Raw genomic sequence first — 20,952 nt, forward strand, 5'->3', positions numbered from 1 at the left:
TCCGTGGAAGCCGGGACCGGCCGTGACCGGGAGCACGCTCGGCGGCGGCGCCCGGGGCCGGGTTGCGACACTGGCCCCATGACCACCTCCGCGTCGTCGCCGAGCACCCCCGACTCGGATGCGCCCCCCGCCGGGCCGGAGAGCCCCACCCCGGCCGGGCCGGAGAGCACGGACGTCCTGGTCGTCGGGGCGGGACCGGCCGGGGCCGCGGCCGCCGCCTGGGCCGCCCGGCACGGCATGGACGTGGTGCTCGCCGACTCCGCCACGTTTCCCCGGGACAAGGCGTGCGGCGACGGGCTGACGCCGCGGGCGATCGCCGAGCTCACCCGGCTCGGCCTCGGCGCGTGGGTCGACGGACACGGCACCAACCACGGCCTGCGCGCGCACGGGTTCGGTCAGGTGCTGGAGCTGCCGTGGCCGGGCGGATCGCTGCCGGCGCACGGATCGGCGATCCCGCGCACCGAGCTGGACGCCGGGATCCGGCAGGCGGCGCTCGACTCCGGGGTGACACCGCTGGAGGGCGCGAAGGCGGTCGACGTCGTGTTCTCCGGCGGTCGGGTCGAGTCGGTGGTGTTCGCCGACGGCCGCTCGGTGCGCTGCCGGCGCCTGGTCGTCGCGGACGGTGCCCGTTCGACGCTGGGCCGGGTGCTCGGCCGCGAGTGGCACCAGGACACCGCGTACGGCGTCGCCGCCCGCGGCTACATCAGCTCCGGCCGGCACGACGACCCGTGGATCAGCTCGCACCTGGAGCTGCGCGGCGAGTCCGACGAGGTGCTGGCCGGCTACGGCTGGCTCTTCCCGCTGAACGACGGCCGGGTGAACATCGGCGTCGGCACCCTGGCGACCGACCGGCGTCCGGCGAACATCAAGCTGCGCGGCCTGATCGAGCACTACGCGAACGGCCGCCGCGACGACTGGCAGCTCGGCGGCAAGGTCGAGCACGTGCGCTCGGCGCTGCTGCCGATGGGCGGGGCCGTCTCCGGTGTCGCCGGGCCGAACTGGGCCCTGATCGGCGACTCGGCCGGCTGCGTGAACCCGCTCAACGGCGAGGGCATCGACTACGGCCTGGAGACCGGACGGCTGGTGGCCGAGCTGCTCGCCGCCGGAGCGGACCTGGACCGGGCCTGGCCGGCGACCCTGCGCTCGCACTACGGCACGGCGTTCTCGATCGCCCGCCGGCTCGCCGGGCTGATCACGATCCCGCGCCTGCTGCCGCTGGCCGGCCCGGTGGGGATGCGGTCGCGGGCGCTGATGACGGTCGCGCTGCGGGTGATGGGCAACCTCGTCACCGACGAGGACCGCGACCTCACCGCGCGCGCCTGGCGGGCCGCCGGGAAGCTGTCGGTGCGCCTCGACGACCGGCCGCCCTTCCCCGCCGCCGACCTGCGACGGGTCCCCGCCCAGGTGGGCTGACCCGCGTCACCGGGCTCCGGAATCCGGGTGCGGCCGGGGTGCGCGGCCCGGCAGGATCGCGCCGTGAGTACCGATGAACCCACCGTCGTCCTGGTGCACGGCGCAGCGTGCAACTCCGCGTCGTGGGGCCCCGTGGTCCGTGAGCTCGCACTACGCGGGGTGCGCGCGCTGCCCGTCGACCTGCCGGGGCACGGCTTCGGCGCCCGCATCCCGCGCGGCTACCTCGGCGCCCAGGACGCCGAGCTGCTCGCCTCCGAGCCGAGCGGGATCGCCGGCATCGGGACCGCCGACGACGTCGCGTCGGTCGCGGCCGTGCTGCGGCGGGCGAAGGAGCACGGCCCGGTGGTGCTGGCCGGGGTCAGCCGGGGTGGGATCACCCTCAACGCCGTCGCCAACGCGCATCCCGATCTGGTGGACCGGCTCGTCTACATCTCGGCACAGTGCCCGATCACGACCGGGGCCGGTGAGTACCACGCGAGCCCGGAGAACGCGACCAGCCTGCTGCACCGGACCGCGGGCCTGATCGTCGCCGACCCGGCTGCGGTCGGCGCGCTGCGGTTCAACTGGCGTACCGCGGATCCCGAGCTGCTCGACACGCTGCAGGAGGCGCTGCTCGCCGACGGCACCCGCGACGAGCTGCTCACCTACCTGCACGTCCAGGACCCGGACGAGTCGATCGTGATCGACGACGACCTGGCCCGCGCGAACCCGGACACCTGGGGCCGGATCCCGCGCCACTACGTGCGGCTCCCCGCGGACCGGGCGCTTCCGGCGACCCTGCAGGACCGCTACATCGCCGAGGCCGACGCCCTCACCCCGGACAACCCGTTCGTCGTGCACGAGCTCGACGCGTCCCACATCGGCGTGCAGGTCCATCCGGAGCCGATCGCCGACCTCCTGCACCGGATCGTCACCGGGTGATCGACGGTTGTGGAGTGCGGCGTTCGCCTCGCGTACGGCGCACTCCTCAACGGGTGATCACCCGGTGGTCCGCGCGCCGAGAGCCGGTGTGTGGCCGGCGTGGCGGTACCGTCGGCCGACCTTTCCGCCACCAGGCGGACGGCCGCTGGTCCGCGGGTGTGGACCGGGCCGCGACACCGACCACCGGGAGGGCCCGTGCAGCGCGGGGACGATCCGGACCGCACCCGCCAGGCGGGGCCCGGGGCCTGGCAGACCGGGAACCGCCGCCGGGGCGGTCCCACAGGCCCGGGCGACGACGCCACCCGGCACGCCGGTCCGCCTCCCGGCGCGCCACCGCGGGGAGCGCAGCCCGGTGGCCCGCCGCCGGGGAGCACCCGCCGGACGGGGCCGGGCGATGACGCGACCCGCCACATGGGACCTGCGCCGACCGCCGCGTACGGCGCACCGCGCCCGCAGCGCCCGGACGCCACCCGGATGATGCCGGCGCCGGTCACCGAGCCGGAGTCGCTCGGCGGCCGCTACCGGCTGGAGGGTCTGATCGGCCAGGGCGGGATGGCCGACGTCCACCGCGCCACCGACACCCGGCTCAACCGGCCGGTCGCGGTCAAGATCTTCGGGCCGGGCAACGACCCGACGGCCGACCAGCGCTTCGAGCAGGAGGCGCAGGTCATGGCGAACCTGCGCCATCCCGGCCTGGTCGCGGTGCACGACTTCGCCGTCGAGCCGGGCCGCGCCTACCTGGTGATGGAGCTGGTCGACGGCCCCACGCTGAAAGATGTCATCGCCCGCGAGGACCTCCCGCCCGACGACATCCGCCGGATCGGTACCGAGGTCGCGCAGACCCTCGCCTACGTCCACGGCCAGGGTGTCACGCACCGGGACGTGAAGCCGTCCAACATCCTCATCGACTCCGACGGCCGCGCCCGGCTCGCCGACTTCGGCGTCGCCGCCCTGCTGGGCGCGGACAGCCACACCGCCGCCGGGGAGATCATCGGGACGCCGGCGTACCTGTCCCCGGAGCAGGTCCAGGGCCGCGACGTGGGCCCGCCGACCGACGTCTACGCGCTCGGCCTGGTGCTGCTCGAAGCCTGGACCGGGCGGAAGGAGTACCAGGGCGACGGGCTGCAGGGCGCCGCTGAGCGGGTGCACCGCGCGCCGGTGGTGCCCGGCGACGTCCCGGACCCGCTGCGCTCGGCGATCTCCGGGGCCACCGCGACCGACCCGTACCGCCGTCCGGACGCCGGGCGCATCGCCGAGATGCTCGCCGCCCCCGGTCCGGCGCCGGCCGCTCCGTCGCCGGAACCGGAGCCCGGGCGGCAGGACCTGGGCTCGTCGGGTGCCGGGAAGTGGATCGCGATCGGCGCGTTCGTGGTGGCGCTGCTGGTGCTGCTGATCGGGTTCCTGCTCTTCGGCGGTAGCGACGAGTCCGACACCCAGGCGCCGCCGACCACCGAGTCCAGCGCCCCGGCGACGACCACCGAGGAGACGACCGAGTCCACGCCGACGACCTCCGAGGAGGGCGGAGGCGGGTTCCCGATCCCGCTGCCCTCGAACATCCCCACGGAGCTGCCGTCGTGGCCGTCGAACATCCCGACCGAGCTGCCGTCGAACCTGCCCGACCCGGGCGAGATCGGGCAGGACGCGCAGGGCTTCTGGAACTCGATCCAGCAGTGGTGGTCGAGCGTCACGGGCGGCGGGAACTGATCGCGCAGGTGGCGTCCGCTACCCGGGGCGGCGCGCGGCGCGGGCCATCGGGGACCATCGTGGGGAGAGCGCGGGCCGGCACGACCTGACCGGCACGCCCGGTTCGACCTGCGGAGGATCCCCGGTGAGCGCGAGCACGGAGCCGGCGGCGGAACGGTCGCGGCCGGAGAGCACGGTGGACGACGGCGCGAGCGGCACCGACGGCCCGGCCGCGGACACCACGGCCCCGGACACGGCGGCTCCCGGCACGGCGGCCACCGCCGCACCACACCGGGACCGGCGCGCGCTCGCGACCGCACTGACGGTGCTGCTGGTCGCGGTCTGCGGCGGGGTCGCCGTCGCGGCCGCGCTCGGCGACGACGGCTTCTGGCGGCAGGGCGGCCTGCCGGTCCCGGCCGACGGCGTCCGGATCGCCGGGATCCTGGCGCGGGTCGCCGCCGTGGCCGGGATGGCCCTGGCCGCCGGGTCGCTGCTGGTCGCCGGGTTCGTCGCCCCGCCCCAGGCGTCCGGGACCGTGGGGGTGCAGGGCTACCGGGCCCTGCGCCGCGGTGCGCTGGCCGCGCTGCTCGGCGGGCTAGCCGCGATCGCGGCCGGATGGCTGTCGGTCGCCGAGACCACCGGCACCGGGCTCGGGGACCTGGCCGGGGCCGGACCGTTCGGCTGGCTCGCCCCGGCGGCCACCCTGGACGAGCCGATGGGCTGGGCGCTGGCCGGGTTCCTGCTGCTCCTGGTCGCGGCCGGGGCGGCGTTCGTCCTCGGCTGGAAGGCCGCGGCCGCACTGGGCCTGGTGGCGTCGGCGACGGCCGTCATCCCCTCGGCGGTGCACCCGGCGGCCACCGGGATGGCGCACGACTGGAGCGGTGACGGCGTCATGATCCGGTCCGTCGCCGGCGTGGTCTTCCTCGGTGTCGCCGCCGCGCTCGCCGCCTACCGCCTGCACGGTGGCTCGCTGTCCGGGACTCCCGCGCGCCGTGGCCGCGCACTGCTGATCGGCGCCGGAACGCTGTACCTGATCGGGGAGATCGTCTTCCAGGTCGTCACGATCTGGACCGGCCCGCTCACCGGGTCGGCCTACACCCGCACCGTCGCCGGTACGGCGGTGCTGCTGGTACCGCTGGTCATCGGTACCGGACTGCTCGCCCGGGCGCTGGGCAGCGGGTCGGGCGCACGCGGTGCCGGGCGGCTGCTGCCGGTGCTGGCGCTGGCCGGTGGGCTGGTCGCGGCGCTCGGCGTCGCCGGGACCCGGCTGGTGCCGCCGCGTTTCGTGGCCCGTCCCGACACCGCCTTCGAGACCCTGATCGGCTGGAACTTCGAGCAGCCGTTCTCCGCGGTGACGATGCTGGTCGAGTGGCGCTGGAACATCCTGTTCGGCACCGGTGCGCTGCTGCTCGCCGGGCTGTACGCGGCCGGGGTGCGTCGCCTCGCCGGCCGCGGTGTCCGCTGGCCGGTCGGGCGGACCTGGGCCTGGATGCTCGGGTGCGCGGCGCTGCTGTTCTCGACGTCGTCCGGGCTGGGCTACTACTCCCCGGCCATGTTCAGCGTCCACATGATCAGCCACATGTCGCTGAACATGCTCACCCCGATCCTGCTCGCCATGGGTGGCGCGGTGACGCTGGCGCTGCGGGTGCTCCGCCCGGCCGGCCGCGACCAGCAGCCGGGTCCGCGGGAGTGGGTCCTCGCCGCCGTGCACTCGCCCGTCGCGCGGGTGATGACCCACCCGGCGTTCGCCGCGGTGCTGTTCGTGAGCTCGTTCTACATCCTGTACTTCACCCCGCTGTTCGACGTCGCGCTGCGGTTCCACTGGACGCACCAGCTGATGAACCTGCACTTCGTGCTGATCGGCTACCTGTTCTTCTGGCCGCTGATCGGCGTCGACGCGGCACCGCACCGGCTTCCGCACCTGGGCCGGCTGGCGGTGCTGCTCGCGACGATGCCGTTCCACGCGTTCTTCGGGATCGCCGTGATGAGCTCGTCCGACGTGCTGGGCTACAACTTCTACTCCCAGGTCGGGCTGCCGTGGCTGGACCTGCTCGACGACCAGAAGGTCGGCGGCGGGATCGCCTGGGCCACCGGCGAGCTCCCGATGCTGCTGGTGATGGTGACGCTGGTGGTGCAGTGGTCGCGGGCCGACTCCCGGGAGGCGGTCCGCACCGACCGGCAGGCCGAGCGGGACGACGACGCGGACCTGAAGGCCTACAACGAGATGCTGGCCAAGCTGCGCCAGGGCGGCTGACCCGGTCAGTAGGTCGAGCAGGAGACGTGCGCTGAGCCGTACTCGCTGTCGTCGAGCGACTGCGAGGTCCGGGTCGAGACGATGTCGCCGGTCGTGGTGTCGGTGATGGTGCAGGTGATCGAGCCGGGGCCGGAGCTGGACGCCGACAGGTAGGCGGACGGGTAGTCACCGGACGCCTCGACCGTCGTGTTCCACGGCAGCGCCTGGTAGTCGCCGGACATGCTGGACGCCGAGTTGGTGCCGTAGCCGACCATCATCTTCGCGGCGGTGCCGGTGACCTCCAGCCGGTAGCTGACCGGGCCGGCGGCCGCAGGCGACTCGTAGGCCGGCAGCGGGTAGCTCGACGACCCGTACGAGGGCGTCCCGTAGGCGGGTGTCTCGTCGGCGGGGATCTCGGAGGACGGCGCCTCGTAGGACGGTGCGTCGTAAGTGGGTGCCGCGTAGCCGGGAGCCTCGTAGGTCGGCGCGTCCACCGGAGCCGGGGCAGCCGCCTCCGCCTGCGGGACCACGGCCGGCGCCGACGCCGTCGGGACGGTCTGCAGATCTTCGGCCAGCTGGTTCAGGCCGGTGAACACGATGACCATGCCCCAGATGCCGAGCGCGATCGCGAGCGCGGACAGCACGGTTCCCGAGACGGCGGTCTTCAGGTTGGTGGCCGTCCCGCGGCGGGCCCGGGCGAAGCCGACCAGACCCAGGATCGCGCCGACGGCACCGAGCGCGAACGCGATGAACCCGGTGAACGGCACCAGGCCGAACAGCAGCCCGACGACGCCGAGGCACAGCGCGGCGATGCCGAGTCCGTTGCGCGGCGCGGGCGGCGGGACGGGCGCCCAGCCGATCGGCCGGGGTGCGAACCCGGCCGGTGCCCACTGCTGCGGGATGGGCGGGACGGGCGGGGCGGACTGCTGCTCGGCGGCGCGGACGGTCTGGGCGGTGTGGCCCTGCTGCGGGCCCGGCGGAGTGGTCACGCCACGCCTGTCGCTACGCCGAACGGCCCTGTTTCAAAGGGACTGTTCGTATCCCCAATCCTGTGGAGAACGGGTCAGTCGCGAGCCTCGACGTACTGCTCCTCGTCGTTCTCCTGCGATGTCCGGACCGCGCCGAGCGTGCCGTCCGCCCAGCTCGCCGCCCGGCGCAGCCGCAGGCTGTTCGTCACCACCAGGAACGACGACACCGCCATCGCGGCGCCGGCCAGCAGGGGGTTGAGCAGCCCGGCCATCGCGACCGGGATCGCGGCGGTGTTGTAGCCGAACGCCCACCAGAGGTTGCCCCGGATGGTGCTCATCGTGGCCCGCGCGAGCTCGACCGTGGCCGGGAGCACCAGCAGGTCGTCGCGCACCAGGACGATGTCGGCGGCCTCCAGCGCGACGTCCGTACCCGATCCGACGGCGATGCCCAGGTCCGCGGCGGCCAGCGCGGCCGCGTCGTTCACGCCGTCGCCCACCATCGCGACGGTGCGCCCCTGCGCCTGCAGGGCTCGCACGTGGTCGACCTTCTCGTCGGGCAGCGCCCCGGCCACGACCTCGGTGATGCCGCAGGCCCGCGCGACGGCGTGCGCGGCGGCGGGCCGGTCCCCGGTGAGCAGCACCGGCTGCAGTCCCATCGCGACCAGCTCGGCGACCGCGACCGGAGCGGACTCCTTCACCGGGTCGGACAGCGCGATCACCCCGGCCAGGGTGTCGTGGCCGGCCTCGCGGACGTGCACGGCGATCACCGTGTTGCCGGCTGCCTCCCACTCCGCGATCCGCTCGGTGAGCGGGCCGGTGTGCTCCGGCGGGCGGCCGACCGTCACCGCGACGCCGTCGACGGTGCCGCGGGCGCCGAGGCCGGGCAGGGCCACGAAGTCCTCGACCGGAGGCACCGTCAGCCCGGTGGCGCGGGCGTGGCCGCGGATCGCCTCGGCGATGGAGTGTTCGGACCCGGCCTCGACGGCGGCGGCGCGAGCGAGCAGCAGGTCCGGGTCGAGGCCGTCGGTCACGGCGACGTCCGCGACCCGCATCCGCCCGGTCGTCAGCGTCCCGGTCTTGTCGAGCACGACGACGTCGGCGGCCCGGGTGGTCTCCAGCGCCCGGTAGCCCTTCACGAAGATGCCCAGCTCGGCGCCGCGGCCGGTGGCGACCATCAGCGCGGTCGGCGTCGCGAGCCCCAGTGCACACGGGCAGGCGATGATCACGACGGCGATGGCGGGCCCGATCGAGCCGGCCCACCCGGCCCCGGCGAGCAGCCAGCCGAGCAGGGTGAGCACGGCCAGGCCCAGCACGATCGGGACGAACACCGACGACACCCGGTCGACGAGGCGCTGGGTGGCGGACTTCTCGATCTGCGCCCGCTCGACGGCGGCGATCATCCGGGCCAGCCGGGTGTCCGCACCGACCTGCTCGGCGACCACGACCAGCCGCCCGCCGGACGGGATGGTGCCCCCGGTGACCTTCTCCCCCGGCCCGACCTCGACCGGGACCGGTTCGCCGGTCATCGCGCTGGTGTCGACCGCCGCGCGCCCGGTCTCGACGACGCCGTCGGCGGCGATCCGCTCGCCGGGCCGCACCACGAAGCTGTCGCCGGCCCGCAGCCGTCCCACCGGGATCCGCTGTTCCGTCCCGTCGGTGACGACCGTCACCTCGTCGCTCTCCAGCGCGGCCAGCGAGCGCATCACCCGGCCCGCGGTACGCCGGGCGCGGGCCTCGAAGTAGCGCCCGGCCAGCACGAACGTCGTGACGCCTGCCGCGACCTCGAGGTAGAGCGGGCCGGAGGGGTGGAGCACGGCGTCCCAGCCGGTGAGCGCGGAGCGGGAGTCGAGCAGCGCCATCTCACCCAGTGACCAGGCCGACGCCGAGATCACACCGAGCGAGACCAGCGTGTCCATCGAGGTGGTGCCGTGGCGCAGGTTCACGAACGCGGTGCGGTGGAACGGCCACGCCGCCCAGACCACGACCGGCAGCGCCAGCGCGACGACGACCCACTGCCAGCCGGGGAACCGCAGCGTCGGGACCAGCGACATCGCCAGCGAGAGGTCCGCCAGCGGGATGAACAGGATGAGCGCGACGGCCATCCGCCGCCGCAGCCGCTTCAGGGCGGTGTCGTCCTCGGTCGCCGCGTCGCCGGTGTCGGCGGACGCGCGCACCTCGGTGGCCCCGTAGCCGGCCTTGCGCACCGTCTCGACCAGCGCGGTGACCGGGGTGTCGCCCGGGTACTCGACGACCGCGCGCTCGGTGGCCAGGTTCACGGTCGCCCGGACCCCGTCGAGCTTGCCGAGCTTGCGCTCGACGCGGCCGACACAGGCGGCGCAGGTCATCCCGTCGATACGCAACTCGACCGTACGGACGTCCGTCTCCGTACCGGTACGGTCCGCGGCGCTGTCGATGCTCACGCCTCCATGGTTCTACACGAGGTCAAACGTCGCCGCACCGGCCGTTGGATACCCCGGAGCGCCGCCGAAGGCAAGGGGCCAGTACAACAGAGACGTGACAACCACCCCGAGGAGGACCCGATGATGGCCGGTAAGAGGAAGGCGCCGACGAAGAACCCGCTCACCTCCAAGCAGGGGCCCTCCCAGGCGACGATCATCGGCATCATCGTCGTGATCGCCTTCGGCGCGCTCGTCGGTCTCGGGGTGTACTGGAACAACAGCACCTCCAGCACGCTCGTGCCCCCGAACGCGACAGCCGCGGGCATCCCGACGGGCAACACCGCCGCACCGAAGACGGTCGACGTCTACCTCGACTTCATGTGTCCGCACTGCAAGACGTTCGAGGAGATGGTCGGCCCCACCCTGGAGCAGCTCCGTGACTCCGGAGAGGCTCAGGTCGTCTACCACCCGGTCACCTTCCTGGACCGGGCGTCGAGCACTCAGTTCTCGACGCGTGCCTCAGCGGCAGCCGGCTGCGCCGCGGCGGCGAACGTATTCCCGCAGTTCGAAAAGCTGCTGTACGCGAACCAGCCCACCGAGGGCGGTGCTGGCCTCCCGAATCAGCAGCTAGTGGCACTGGGCCAGCAGGCCGGCGCTGGTGGCGACTTCGCGCAGTGCGTCGAGGACCAACGGTACGCCCCGTGGAGCCAAGGCGTCACCCAACAGGCAATGCAGGCCGGTGTCTCCGGGACCCCGACCGTCAAGGTGAACGGGCAGGACGTCGAGGCCAGCCCGCAGGCGATCCAGCAGGCAGTCGCCGCCGGCTGACAACCGACCCCTGAGACTGAGGTGGCGCACCCACGAATGTGGGGGCGCCACCTCAGATCTCGCCAGTCCTGCGAGTGAATGGGCGCAAGCTAGACGATCTTCCAGGTCACATTTCCCCAGGCCCCACCGAACGTGTCGCACCGCACCGGCCGTTGAATGCTTGCTCCTGGCTCACGGTAAACATGAGTGAACATGAAATTGCTGGTAGTGGGACAGGTCACCTCGTACTGGACGGTGCCCGACCCGACGCAGCTGTGCACGACGCTCGCGCCGCCGGGGGCGTTGTAGTCAACGAATGCGCGCCCACAGGTCAGGCCTGCGGCGTGCGCTCCAGGGGCGGCAGCCGTCTGCACCCCCGCGAGCGAGAGAATCGCTACCAGCAACGCTGACATGAACCAGGACTTCTTCATGCCGGCTTCCAGGAAATCGTGGTTATGTACGAATCGCCTGCTGGGTCCATCGCTATCGGCTTTCGAATCGACTGGCCGGGTGCGGGAAAATAGTGGCTCATCTGAAAGCTCGGCAGGCCAAGTCGACCGATCGTATAGACGACTGTCCCCTGCCCGGTACAGGAATGCACGATGAATCCGCTGGTGCGAACAGCGTTCAGTTCAAGACCCGCGCCTCCACACTCGAGGGAGGCAGCATACGCGGTGCCGCTTATCGGCATCACCCCCAGAAGTGCCGCTGCAACAAGAGCGGGTACGCCAAGAAGTTTTATCGAACATCTAATCACAAACAGATCGTGACGCCTTGACCGACCTCTTCTCAATGACTCAGACAAACTTGCTCAGCTTTCCACTCGATCGAGTGTGATGTTTGGCATCGTGAGCGCGTACGGTGACTGACGACGCCCTGTTCGGGGCTTGCGCATGAGGGACCGGTCGGCGATCCCTGCTGCGGTAGCGGTGCGATGCCCGTGCGACTGAGTGCTGCGGTAGCACTGGCGCGTCTGCCCCACTGCGCCACTTGGCTACATGGGGCGTCGACTGGCTTGCAGCCGTCCACGGGACCTGCGTGCGGCAAACCCGATTCGTCCGGATCTGCTTGTACTGAGCAGTATGCTCTCCATGGGGCTGTTGGCGAGGAGGGCACATGACCGTGGCGCACGGCCCGGTCGTCATCCGGCGGCGCCTCGGGCACGTCCTCAAGCAGCTGCGCGTCGGCCGGGGCAAGCAGCTGTCGGAGATCGCCAAGCTGCTCGAGGTCTCCCCCTCGAAGCTGAGCCGGATCGAGACCGGCCACGTCGAGCCGAAGTTCCGTGACGTCCGGAGCCTGCTCGATCTCTACGAGGCCGGCACCGAGGTACAGGACCAGGTCCTGAACTGGGCCAACGAGGCGAAGTCCCCGGGGTGGTGGCAACCGTTCTCGGTCCGGGTCACGGTCGATCTGGACCTCTACATCTCACTCGAGTCCGAGGCGCGGTCCGTCCTGATCCACAGCACGCCGATCAGCGGCCTGCTGCAGACCGAGCAGTACGCCCGCGAGATGCTGCGCGGCGCGTATCCCGACATGACCGAGGAGGAGGTCACGACGCTGGTCGACCTCCGGATGGGACGCCAGCGCGTCGTCGCCCCGGACCGCTCCGACTCCCGGCCGCTCGATCTGCACGCCGTCCTGGACGAGTCCGCGTTGCACCGGATACCCGGCAGCCCAGCGACGATGCGCGACCAGCTCCGCGAGCTGGTCACCCGGTCGCGCCAACCGAACATCGTGGTGCAGATCCTGCCCTTCTCCGCGGGTTACACGAGCGTCACCAGCACGTTCGCCATCTTCGAGCCCCTGTCGGACCAGGACTGGACGGTCGTCAACGTCGAGGGCACCGGGCTCGACACCTACTTCGACACACCGGCCGAGGTGCAGAGGTACCGAGCCTTCTGGGACGACGTGCTCGCGAGCTCTCTGGATCCCGAGGCCTCGCGCGCGTACATCGAGAACCTCATCGACCGGAGCTGACGAGCCCCATCGGGTGACGAGGGACGCCTTTCGGCGCATCGATCACCTCGCCAGGCGCACCGGCGGCCGCTCGCAGGTGGCTGGTTTGGCCTGGTGATCCGCGCGCTCTAGCTTCACGGCTCGTGACTCCCCTTACGGTCGTGCCCGCGGATCGACACCCGGGCAGCGTCGAGTTCCGGATCAGCTCCTACTGCCATCAGGGCGGCTGCGTCGCCGTCGGCACCGACCGGGACGAGGTCGTCGTCCGCTCGAGCCGTATCCCGGACAGCCCGGTTCTCCGCTTCACGGCCGAGGAGTGGGACGCGTTCGTGGCGGGCGTCCGCAACGGCGAGTTCGACCGGGCGGCGCTCCAGGCCTGATCGACGCCACCCGGCTCACGCCTCGGCGGCCAGCTCCGACTGCGCGGCGGGGGCCCGGTTCTCCGCCCGCCGGATGAGCACGATGCCCGCCAGGATCAGCAGGCCGCCGAACAGCTGGATCGCGCTCGGCGTCTGGGCGAGCAACAGCCACGCGGCGATCACCCCGAACATCACCTCGGAGAGGCCGACGAAGGAGGCGATCCGGGTGTCGAGCAGCCGGATCCCGATGATGCCCGTGACGTAGGCCAGCGCGGTCGCCAGCACGACCAGCATCACGAGCATCAGCGGCCAGCCGACCTCGACCCCGGCCAGCGTCCCGGTCGGCGCGCCCACCTCCCAGGGGGTGATCCCGGTCAGCCCGGTCACGGTCAGCGCCACCGCCCCGACGAGCATCGCACCGGAGAGCATCAGCATCGGGGGGACGCCGCCCTCCTCGCCACCGCCGGGCAGCAGGAAGTACACGCAGACGCAGACCGCCGAGGCGATGCCCCACAGGATGCCGGCGACGTCGACCTGCTGCGGGCCGAACGGATCGACGACGAACACCAGCCCGGCCAGCGACACCACGCAGCCGAGCAGCGTGATCGCGGCCGGCGTCCGCCGGGTTCGCAGCCAGGTCCAGCCGACCAGCAGCACCGGCGCGAGGAACTCCAGCAGCAGTGCCACCCCCACCGTGAGGTGCTGCAGCGCCTGGAAGAAGCACAGCTGGACGCCGGCGACCGCGGCCAGTCCGTAGATCAGGATCTTCCGGACGTTCGGGCCGGTCAGCGGATGCCGGCGCAGCATCACGACCAGCACCGGCAGCAGCAGCACCGCCGTGCCGGCGATGCGCAGCAACGTGGTCAGGCCGGGTGACCAGCCGGCCTCCAGGAACGCGGAGCCGAGCGGTCCGGAGAACCCGTACCCGGCCGCCGAGACCAGCGCCAACGCGAGCCCACGCACCATGCGCTGCTGCGCCGACCCTGATGTCACGACCGAAGTACTCATAGACTCCTGACAGTAGGAACCGATGAGTCAGGGGTCAACATGGAATTCGCCCATGACACGCAGGTCGTGCTGGCGGCAGCCGCCTCGCTGGTGAACACGACGCTCTCCGAGCCCGACGCCCTCGCCGACGCCGCGGGCTTCGAAGCCTGGATGGACGCGCAGCCCTACACCGGCGACCGCGCGCACACCGACGACGAACGCACCGCGGTCCGCGCACTCCGCGACCGGCTCGTAGCGCTGTGGCCGGCCGGTGCCGGGGCCGAGTGTCCCGACCGGGACCGCACCGTCGAACTGGTCAACACGATCCTCGACGAGACCGACGCCCGCCCCCACCTGGCCCGCCACGACGGCTGGGACTGGCACCTGCACGTCACGCCGCGCAACGCCCCGCTGGCCGACCGGATGGGAGCCGAGATCGCGATGGCGGTCGCCGATCTCGTCCGCGTCGACGACCTGTCCCGGCTGCGCCGGTGTGCGGGCGAGGACTGCGACGCCGTCCTCGTCGACCTGTCACGCAATCGTTCGAAGCGGTTCTGCGACACCGGCAACTGCGCGAACCGGGCCCACGTCGCCGCCTACCGCGCCCGCCGGGCGAGCCGCACGTGAGTGGCGCCGCTCAGGAGTTCCGAAGGTGCTCCTCGATGAGCGCGTTGACCTCGTCCGGGCGCTCGTAGCTCAGCAGGTGCGCGGAGTCCGCGACCTCGGCGTAGCGCGCACCGGCGATGCCCGTGGCGATCTCGCGGACCACCAACGGCGGCGTGGCGGGGTCGTCGGCGCCGGCCACGACCAGCGTGGGCACCGACACCGCGGGCAGCTCGGCCCGGATGTCGAAGTCGCCGACCGCGCTGGTGCAGGCCGCGTACCCCTCCGGCTTCGTGGCGCGCAGCATGTCCAGCAGCCGCTTCTCGCCCTCGGGGTTGCGGCGGGCCCAGTCCTCGACGTACCAGGTGCCCGGGCGGGAGGCGACCATCTCCCCGGTGCCGTTCGCACGCACGGCCGCCGCGCGCTGTGGCCACGCGTGCGGGTTCGGGAACCGCGCCGCCGTCGCGAGCAGCGCGATGCTCCGCACCCGCTCGCCGCCGTATGCGCCGAGCCACTGCCCGATCGCCCCGCCGATCGAGACACCGACGTAGTGGAAGTCGGTGACCCCGGCGGCGTCGGCCGCGGCCAGTGCCCCGCGTGCCAGGTCCTCGATCGTCAGGTCGCCGGTCGCGTCGGGCGAACCACCGTGACCCGGCAGGTCGAACCGCACGCAGCGGTAGCGGTCCGCGAGCGCGTCCACCTGCGGGTCGAACAGGTGCAGGTCGGTACCCAGGGACGGCCCGAAGAGGATGGCCGGGGCATCGGCGGGGCCGTCGACGACGTGGTGCAGATCGAGTGCCATGCCTCCATCCTGCCTCGGTGCGCCCGTCCGACCGCGGAGAGGAGTGCGGAGCGCGATCCGGATTCGTAAGGTCTCCGATCAGGCATCCGCCACTGAAGTGACCTGCAGGGAGGACCACCCCATGGCCGAGCTCGAGACGTTCCGGATGCTGATCGCCGGTGAGCAGGTCGACGCCGCCTCCGGCGCCACCTTCGAGACGCAGAACCCCTACACCGGCCGGCCGTGGGCGACGGTGCCCGACTGCGGGCCCGCCGACGTCGACGCCGCCGTCGGGGCCGCCCGGGCCGCGCTGGACGGCGAGTGGGGGTCGATGACCGCGTTCGCCCGCGCGGCGTGCCTGCGCAGGCTCGGTGACCTCGTCGCCGAGAACGCCGAGGCGCTGGCCCGCACGGAGGTGAACGACTCCGGCAAGCTCTACCGGGAGATGATCGGCCAGCTGAACGCCCTGGGCGGCTGGTACAGCTACTTCGCCGGCGTCGCGACGACGATCGAGGGCCGTCAGATCCCCTCGCCGAACCCGAACTACCTGGTCTACACGCGCCGGGAGCCGGTCGGCGTGGTCGCCGCCATCACGCCGTGGAACTCGCCGCTGCTGCTGATGACCTGGAAGCTCGCGCCCGCGCTGGCGGCCGGCTGCACGGTCGTGATCAAGCCGTCGGAGCACTCGCCGGCGTCCACACTGCGCTTCGCCGAGCTGGCCGAGAAGGCCGGAATCCCGGCCGGGGTGGTGAACGTCGTGTCCACGAACGACCGGGACACCGCCGCGCACCTGGCCGGGCACCCGGGCGTCGACAAGGTCGCCTTCACCGGCTCGACGGCGACCGGCCGCGCGATCGCGAAGGCGGCGGCGGAGAACCTCAACAAGGTCACCCTGGAGCTGGGTGGGAAGTCCCCGCAGGTCGTCTTCGACGACGCCGACCTGGAGGCCGCCGCGAACGGGATCATCGCCGGCGTCTTCGCCGCGACCGGTCAGACCTGCATGGCCGGCTCACGGCTGATCGTGCACGCCGACGTGCACGACGAGCTGGTCCGGCTGGTCGCCGAGCGTGCGGCGAAGATCAGGCTCGGCGACCCGAACGCCGAGGACACCGAGATGGGCCCCGTCGCGAACGGGCCCCAGTACGAGAAGGTCCTCGGCTTCCTGGACACGGCGCGCGCGGAGGGCAACACGATCGCCTACGGCGGCGCCGCGGAGGACGGCCTCGGTGGGTACTTCGTGCAGCCGACCGTCATCACCGGCGTGACGCGGGAGTCCACCGTGTACCGGGAGGAGGTCTTCGGCCCGGTCCTCGCCGCGCTGACCTTCACCGACGAGGACGAGGCGGTGAAGCTCGCCAACGACACCCCGTACGGCCTCGCCGGTGCGGTGTGGACGAAGGACGTACACCGCGCGCACCGGGTAGCCGGGCGGATCCGGGCCGGGTCGGTGTGGATCAACGCCTACCGGGTGGTCGCGCCCAACGTGCCGTTCGGCGGGTTCGGGCACTCCGGCCTCGGCCGGGAGAACGGCCTGCACGCGGTCGACGACTACCTGGAGGAGAAGGCCATCTGGGTGGAGCTCTCCGGCGGCACCCGCGATCCGTTCACGCTCGGGTAGGTGGTCGGGTGGCACCGCGAGGGGCCCGGGTCGAGGACGTCCACGACCTGGCGGCCGGGATGTCGCACGTCACGGTCGAGTACGGGTCCCGCGGCAATCCCGTCTACCAGGTCGGGCGGAAGTCGTTCGTCTTCTTCCGGACGCCGCGTCCGGACGCCACGGACCCGGAGACCGGGGAGCGCTACCCGGACGTGATCGTGTTCTGGGTGGAGTCCGAGACCGACAAGCTCGCCCTCGTGCAGGACCCGCACACGCCGTGCTTCACCACCGCGCACTTCGACGGCCACCCGTCGGTACTGCTGCGCGCGAGCCGGATCGGCGAGCTCTCCCGAGCCGAGCTGGCCGAGATCGTGCAGGACGCGTGGCTCGCCCAGGCATCGAACCGGCGGCGGACGGCGTGGCTGGCCGAGCACGGCATCGACGGGCCGTAGGGCTCAGCCGGTCTCCTCCCAGCCGAGACGTTCGAGCCAGCTCTCGCCCCGGTCGGCCCGGCGTGGCGCCGGGACGGTGACGTACTGCTCGGTCTCGGTGGGGGTGTCCGGGGTGGCGGTCATGGCGAACCTCCAGGGGTCGTGACGTCCCGCCGTGCCCGGGGCCGAGGGGCCCGGGCACGGCGGCCTGCCGGCTCCACGGTCGTGACGGCGTCGCCTCGAGGTGTGTCCGGCGGCGGGGAGCATCGCCGGACAACGGGGACGTCGTCGCATGCGGGCCGGAGGTAGGGGGAGCGCGCAGCACTGCGACGTGCACGGACCGTACGAGCTGAACGGCGAGGAGGCTCACGTCTGAGACCGTCTACCCGCCGGGCGCGACCGCCGGGACGGTGAGCGGGAAAGCGTTCGGCCATCCGGGTGGCCCTGTGCCCCTGAACGCCCGTCCGGTTCTCAGCGCTCACGCGAGCACGATGCGGTCGCCCTCGACCCGCACCGGGCGCTCCTGGAGCGGGGCCTTCGCCGGCCCGTCCAGCGGGGCACCGTCAGCGGCGCCGAAGACACTGCCGTGGCACGGGCAGGAGATGCCGGAGTCGGTGACCTGGTCGACCAGGCAGCCGGCGTGCGGGCAGGTGGCGTCGAACCCGACGAACGTGCCTGGCTGCGGCTGGGTGACGACGACGCCCTCGCCGGAGAACACCCGGCCACCGCCGACCGGGATGTCGGCCGTGGCGGCCAGGCCCTGCTGGGCCGACTGCGGTTGCGCCGCGGGGACGGCGGGCTCGCTCGCCGGGGCCGGCGCGGGATCCGGAGCCGGTGCGGGGCCGGTGGCCGCCGGTGCCGCCGTGTCGCGGGGCGTTCCGTAGGTGGCGCACCCCGCGGCGCAGCAGGCCGCCACAGCGGTGCCCGCGCCGGTCAGCAACCGGCGCCGGGTGATCGGGGACATGGGGTCTCCTGGGTCGTCGGTCGTCGGTCGTCTCGTCGGTTCGGTCGTCGGTCGTCTCGGTCGTCTCGGTCGTCGGCTATCGGCCCGAGGTCAGAGGGTCAGGCCGTTGCCGGTGAAGAACCACAGCGCCGAGGTCAGCCAGATGCCGGCGAGGACCACGAGCAGCAGTCCCCCGGCGACGGCGAGCACCCAGCCGGGCACACCGGGACGCCGCAGGAGCAGCATCTTCGTGACGAACGCGCCGTAGAACAGGCAGCCCAGCGCCGAGTGCAGCAGGGCCGACGTCGTCGCTCCGGACCAGCCGAAGGCGTACAGGCACTGCACCGCGACCGGGACGGTCACCAGGACAGCGGCCCGCCCCGACCAGCGGTGCACGACGGCCGTCATCGGGTCGGCCGTGCCGCGGTGCAGCATCCGCCCGCTGACGCCCTGGACGATCGCGAGCAGCAGCGCGAGCGAGCCGAGCCAGGCCTTCGCGGCGGACCCGCTGGAGAAACCTGCCAGGTTGACCGCGACGCCCGTGCCCTCGTGCTGGCGGGCCCAGACCCCGAGTGCCACGGCGACCAGCGACCCGATGACGACCGGGATCAGCACGGCACGGAGCCGGAGCGCACCGCCGGGATCGTCCGGCGGGAGGGCCGCAGCACTCTCGCCGTGTTCCCGGGGCGGGCGGCCGCTCCCGGTACGGCGGGCCGGTCGGCGCGGCGCGGCCTCGGCTGCTTCGTGCTCGCCCGTCCAGGTACGCGCATCGGCGCGGCCGGGGCCGGCCGACCTGCCGCGGAAGCCGCGTCGAGCAGGAGCGTCCCCGGGGTCGGGGTCGTCGGTGTCCCAGGGCTCGGCCGGTTCCCACGGTGCGGCGGGTTCCCACGGCGCGGCGGGTTCCCACGGCGCGGCGGGTTCCCACGGAGCGGCCGCTCGGCCGCGGGGGCCCCACGGCTCGGGCCCGTCGTCCGGCTCGAGTCCGTTCCGCGGAACGCGCGCGCCCCACCGGGGAGCGGCGTCCGGGGCGTCGGTCGCGTTCCGCGGAACGCGACCGGCCCACTCCTCCCCTGGCGTTCCCGGCTCCATCGGAGCCATCGCGTTCCGCGGAACGCGACCGGCCCACTCCTCACCGGGCTCCTCCGGATCCATCGCGTTCCGCGGAACGCGGGTGGCCTCCCACTCGTCAGCGGCATCGCGTGGGTCCGTCAGGTTCCGCGGAACACGGCCGCCCCACCCTTCAGCGGCGTCATCCGGGTCCGGGGCGTTCCGCGGAACGCGCGCGCCCCACCGGGCGGCGGCGCCAGGGGCATCGGTCGCGTTCCGCGGAACGCGACCGGCCCACTCCTCGCCGGGCTCACCCGGATCCATCGCGTTCCGCGGAACGCGGCCGGCCCACTCCTCACCGGACTCCCCCGGCTCTATCGCGTCCCGCGGAACGCGGTTGGACTCCCACACGTCGGCGGCGTCCCCTGATGCTGCCGGGTTCCGCGGAACGTGGCTGGCCCGTCCGTCATCACCCGGGTACGGCGCGTTCCGCGGAACGCAGTCGTCCCGACCCTCAGCGGCATCGCCCGGCCCTGGGACGTTCCGCGGAACGCGACCGCCCCAATCCTCAGCCGCCTCACTCGGGCCTGGCGCGTTCCGCGGAACGCGACCATCCCAACCCTCGGCAGCGTCATCCGCGCCCGGAGCGTTCCGCGGAACGCGCTCGCCTCGAGGATCAGGGGCGTCCCGCAGGTCGGGGGCGCCTCGCTGGTCGGGGGCATCCCACCGTCCAGGAGGTGCGAACAGGTCACCCGCGACGGCCGCACGCCGCCGCTCGGCGGTGCCCGACCAGCGGTCGGCGATCTCGGGCGCGGGGGCGTCCCAGCCGTCGTCGGGGTCTTGGTCAGGGTCTTGGTCGGGGCCAGGGGCGGGGGCGGCAGCGCGGCGCAGGCGGTGCCGGGCGTCCCGGGCGGACCGGCGGCCGCGGCGGACCGCGCGGTTTCCTCCCGTGGCGGAGGGTTCGGGTTCGAGCCAGGTGCGCTCGTCGGGCGGGGTGCCGTCCTCGGGACCGGCCCGGCCGGTGTGGCCGGCCGGGGCCGGGCGCCCGACCCACCCGCCGCTGTGGTCGGGGCGCCGGGGCGACGGGACGGCCGCGGCCGGGACCGGCGGGAAGCCGAACGGGTCGGTGGTCTCGCGGTCGGCGTGCCGAGCGCGGGGACTCATCAGTAGCCACCCCCGTAGCCGCCGGACCCACCGTAGGAGCCTGAGCCGCCGGACGAGGTGTCCGCAGGCGGGGCTGCGGGCGCGGCCGGTGCATCGGGGGCCGCCGGGGCGGCGGGGGTATCAGCAGCGGGGTTGTCGGCAGCCGAGGTGTCAGCAGCCGATGTGTCAGCAGCCGATGTGTCAGCAGCCGGGGCGGACGCTCCGCTGTCGGCCGGGGCACGGTTCGCCGTGAAGTCCCAGCTCTTCCCGCCGGTCGACGCGGTGCCGGTGGCGGCCCCGTCCTGCACGGTGTATTCGACCCAGCTGCCGTCATCAGCGGTGAGGCGGGTCGGGCCGTTCTGCGCGACGGCGCCCTTCGTCCACGACTCGATCGCCTCGCCGTCACAGACGTAGGCCTTCGCGTTGCCGTTCTCCACCCAGATGTCCACGGTCACCGCACCGTTCGTCGATCGCCCCTTGTAGACGACCTTCTCCGCGGGCGCGGCAGGAGCCGGTGCGGCGGCGGGTGCCGGAAGGGGCGAGCCCAGTGCCAGTGCACCGGTGGCCTGCTCGACGGCCTGCGGCTCCGGGTCGCCGGTGAGGACGACGTTCGCCGTCGCCACGCCGGCCGCGATCGCGCCGACGGCGGCCAGGGTCAGTGCCGGTCCGGTGATCCGCATG

Annotated in this window: 17 protein-coding genes; 10 read left to right on the top strand and 7 right to left on the bottom strand. The window is 73.2% G+C overall.

The window, feature by feature from the left end; translation table 11 throughout:
- The first annotated feature begins 78 nt into the window (after nucleotides 1-78).
- The 4 genes from JOF36_RS00970 to JOF36_RS40650 all read left to right on the top strand — a co-directional run bounded on the left by JOF36_RS00970 (nucleotide 79) and on the right by JOF36_RS40650 (nucleotide 6,271).
- The gene (locus JOF36_RS00970) at nucleotides 79-1,413 is read left to right on the top strand and encodes a geranylgeranyl reductase family protein (RefSeq protein WP_210024545.1); all 1,335 of its coding nucleotides are present in this window, start codon (nucleotides 79-81) and stop codon (nucleotides 1,411-1,413) included.
- A gap of 63 nt (nucleotides 1,414-1,476) precedes the next feature.
- Nucleotides 1,477-2,334 carry an alpha/beta fold hydrolase gene (locus tag JOF36_RS00975; protein WP_210024546.1) on the top strand — a complete coding sequence of 286 codons (858 nt, stop codon included), beginning with the start codon at nucleotides 1,477-1,479 and terminating at the stop codon, nucleotides 2,332-2,334.
- A 195-nt stretch (nucleotides 2,335-2,529) separates the two neighbouring features.
- Nucleotides 2,530-4,038: a serine/threonine-protein kinase gene (locus tag JOF36_RS00980; protein ID WP_210024547.1), complete on the top strand. Its 1,509-nt coding sequence runs from the start codon at nucleotides 2,530-2,532 to the stop codon at nucleotides 4,036-4,038.
- Between the two features lie 124 nt (nucleotides 4,039-4,162).
- Nucleotides 4,163-6,271, top strand: a complete 2,109-nt coding sequence (locus JOF36_RS40650; RefSeq protein ID WP_210024548.1) for a cytochrome c oxidase assembly protein — start codon at nucleotides 4,163-4,165, stop codon at nucleotides 6,269-6,271.
- 165 nt (nucleotides 6,272-6,436) lie between these two features.
- Here the strand turns inward: JOF36_RS40650 and JOF36_RS38465 are convergent, their stop codons facing one another.
- Nucleotides 6,437-7,141: a pentapeptide repeat-containing protein gene (locus tag JOF36_RS38465; RefSeq protein ID WP_372447441.1), complete on the bottom strand. Its 705-nt coding sequence runs from the start codon at nucleotides 7,139-7,141 to the stop codon at nucleotides 6,437-6,439.
- 172 nt (nucleotides 7,142-7,313) lie between these two features.
- Nucleotides 7,314-9,638 (bottom strand): heavy metal translocating P-type ATPase, encoded by a 2,325-nt coding sequence (locus JOF36_RS00995; protein WP_307862157.1) that lies wholly within the window; start codon nucleotides 9,636-9,638, stop codon nucleotides 7,314-7,316.
- 6 nt (nucleotides 9,639-9,644) lie between these two features.
- On the opposite strand from JOF36_RS00995, the gene JOF36_RS01000 reads away from it, so the two are divergent.
- The 3 genes from JOF36_RS01000 to JOF36_RS01010 all read left to right on the top strand — a co-directional run bounded on the left by JOF36_RS01000 (nucleotide 9,645) and on the right by JOF36_RS01010 (nucleotide 12,760).
- Nucleotides 9,645-10,445 carry a DsbA family protein gene (locus JOF36_RS01000; RefSeq protein WP_210024549.1) on the top strand — a complete coding sequence of 267 codons (801 nt, stop codon included), beginning with the start codon at nucleotides 9,645-9,647 and terminating at the stop codon, nucleotides 10,443-10,445.
- 1,095 nt (nucleotides 10,446-11,540) lie between these two features.
- Entirely contained in the window at nucleotides 11,541-12,401 is an 861-nt protein-coding gene (locus JOF36_RS01005; protein WP_210024550.1) for a helix-turn-helix domain-containing protein, read from the top strand.
- A gap of 140 nt (nucleotides 12,402-12,541) precedes the next feature.
- Nucleotides 12,542-12,760 carry a DUF397 domain-containing protein gene (locus tag JOF36_RS01010; RefSeq protein WP_210024551.1) on the top strand — a complete coding sequence of 73 codons (219 nt, stop codon included), beginning with the start codon at nucleotides 12,542-12,544 and terminating at the stop codon, nucleotides 12,758-12,760.
- Nucleotides 12,761-12,775: 15 nt separating this feature from the next.
- Here the strand turns inward: JOF36_RS01010 and JOF36_RS01015 are convergent, their stop codons facing one another.
- Nucleotides 12,776-13,747, bottom strand: a complete 972-nt coding sequence (locus tag JOF36_RS01015; protein ID WP_210024552.1) for an EamA family transporter — start codon at nucleotides 13,745-13,747, stop codon at nucleotides 12,776-12,778.
- A gap of 39 nt (nucleotides 13,748-13,786) precedes the next feature.
- Here JOF36_RS01015 and JOF36_RS01020 point away from each other — a divergent pair, with 39 nt between their 5' ends.
- Nucleotides 13,787-14,353, top strand: coding sequence for a CGNR zinc finger domain-containing protein (locus JOF36_RS01020; protein WP_210024553.1), 567 nt, complete (start codon nucleotides 13,787-13,789; stop codon nucleotides 14,351-14,353).
- A gap of 10 nt (nucleotides 14,354-14,363) precedes the next feature.
- Here the strand turns inward: JOF36_RS01020 and pcaD are convergent, their stop codons facing one another.
- Entirely contained in the window at nucleotides 14,364-15,131 is a 768-nt protein-coding gene (gene pcaD / locus JOF36_RS01025; RefSeq protein ID WP_210024554.1) for a 3-oxoadipate enol-lactonase, read from the bottom strand.
- Between the two features lie 121 nt (nucleotides 15,132-15,252).
- On the opposite strand from pcaD, the gene JOF36_RS01030 reads away from it, so the two are divergent.
- Together JOF36_RS01030 and JOF36_RS01035 are read left to right on the top strand one after the other, a co-directional pair.
- Entirely contained in the window at nucleotides 15,253-16,728 is a 1,476-nt protein-coding gene (locus JOF36_RS01030) for an aldehyde dehydrogenase (RefSeq protein WP_210024555.1), read from the top strand.
- An 8-nt stretch (nucleotides 16,729-16,736) separates the two neighbouring features.
- Nucleotides 16,737-17,159, top strand: coding sequence for an MmcQ/YjbR family DNA-binding protein (locus JOF36_RS01035; RefSeq protein ID WP_307862158.1), 423 nt, complete (start codon nucleotides 16,737-16,739; stop codon nucleotides 17,157-17,159).
- Nucleotides 17,160-17,616: 457 nt separating this feature from the next.
- On the opposite strand, the gene JOF36_RS01040 is transcribed toward JOF36_RS01035, so the two are convergent.
- The 3 genes from JOF36_RS01040 to JOF36_RS01050 form a co-directional block, all read right to left on the bottom strand.
- Complete coding sequence (locus JOF36_RS01040; protein WP_210024556.1) at nucleotides 17,617-18,102, bottom strand: Rieske (2Fe-2S) protein; 486 nt, start codon at nucleotides 18,100-18,102, stop codon at nucleotides 17,617-17,619.
- A gap of 90 nt (nucleotides 18,103-18,192) precedes the next feature.
- A complete protein-coding gene (locus JOF36_RS38470; protein WP_245350601.1) occupies nucleotides 18,193-19,233 on the bottom strand; it encodes a DUF6529 family protein in 1,041 nt (346 codons plus the stop codon).
- 1,058 nt (nucleotides 19,234-20,291) lie between these two features.
- Nucleotides 20,292-20,951 (bottom strand): hypothetical protein, encoded by a 660-nt coding sequence (locus JOF36_RS01050; protein ID WP_210024557.1) that lies wholly within the window; start codon nucleotides 20,949-20,951, stop codon nucleotides 20,292-20,294.
- Between the last annotated feature and the right edge of the window lies 1 nt (nucleotide 20,952).

Source organism: Pseudonocardia parietis, from assembly GCF_017876315.1.
Taxonomy (GTDB): Bacteria; Actinomycetota; Actinomycetes; order Mycobacteriales; family Pseudonocardiaceae; genus Pseudonocardia; species Pseudonocardia parietis.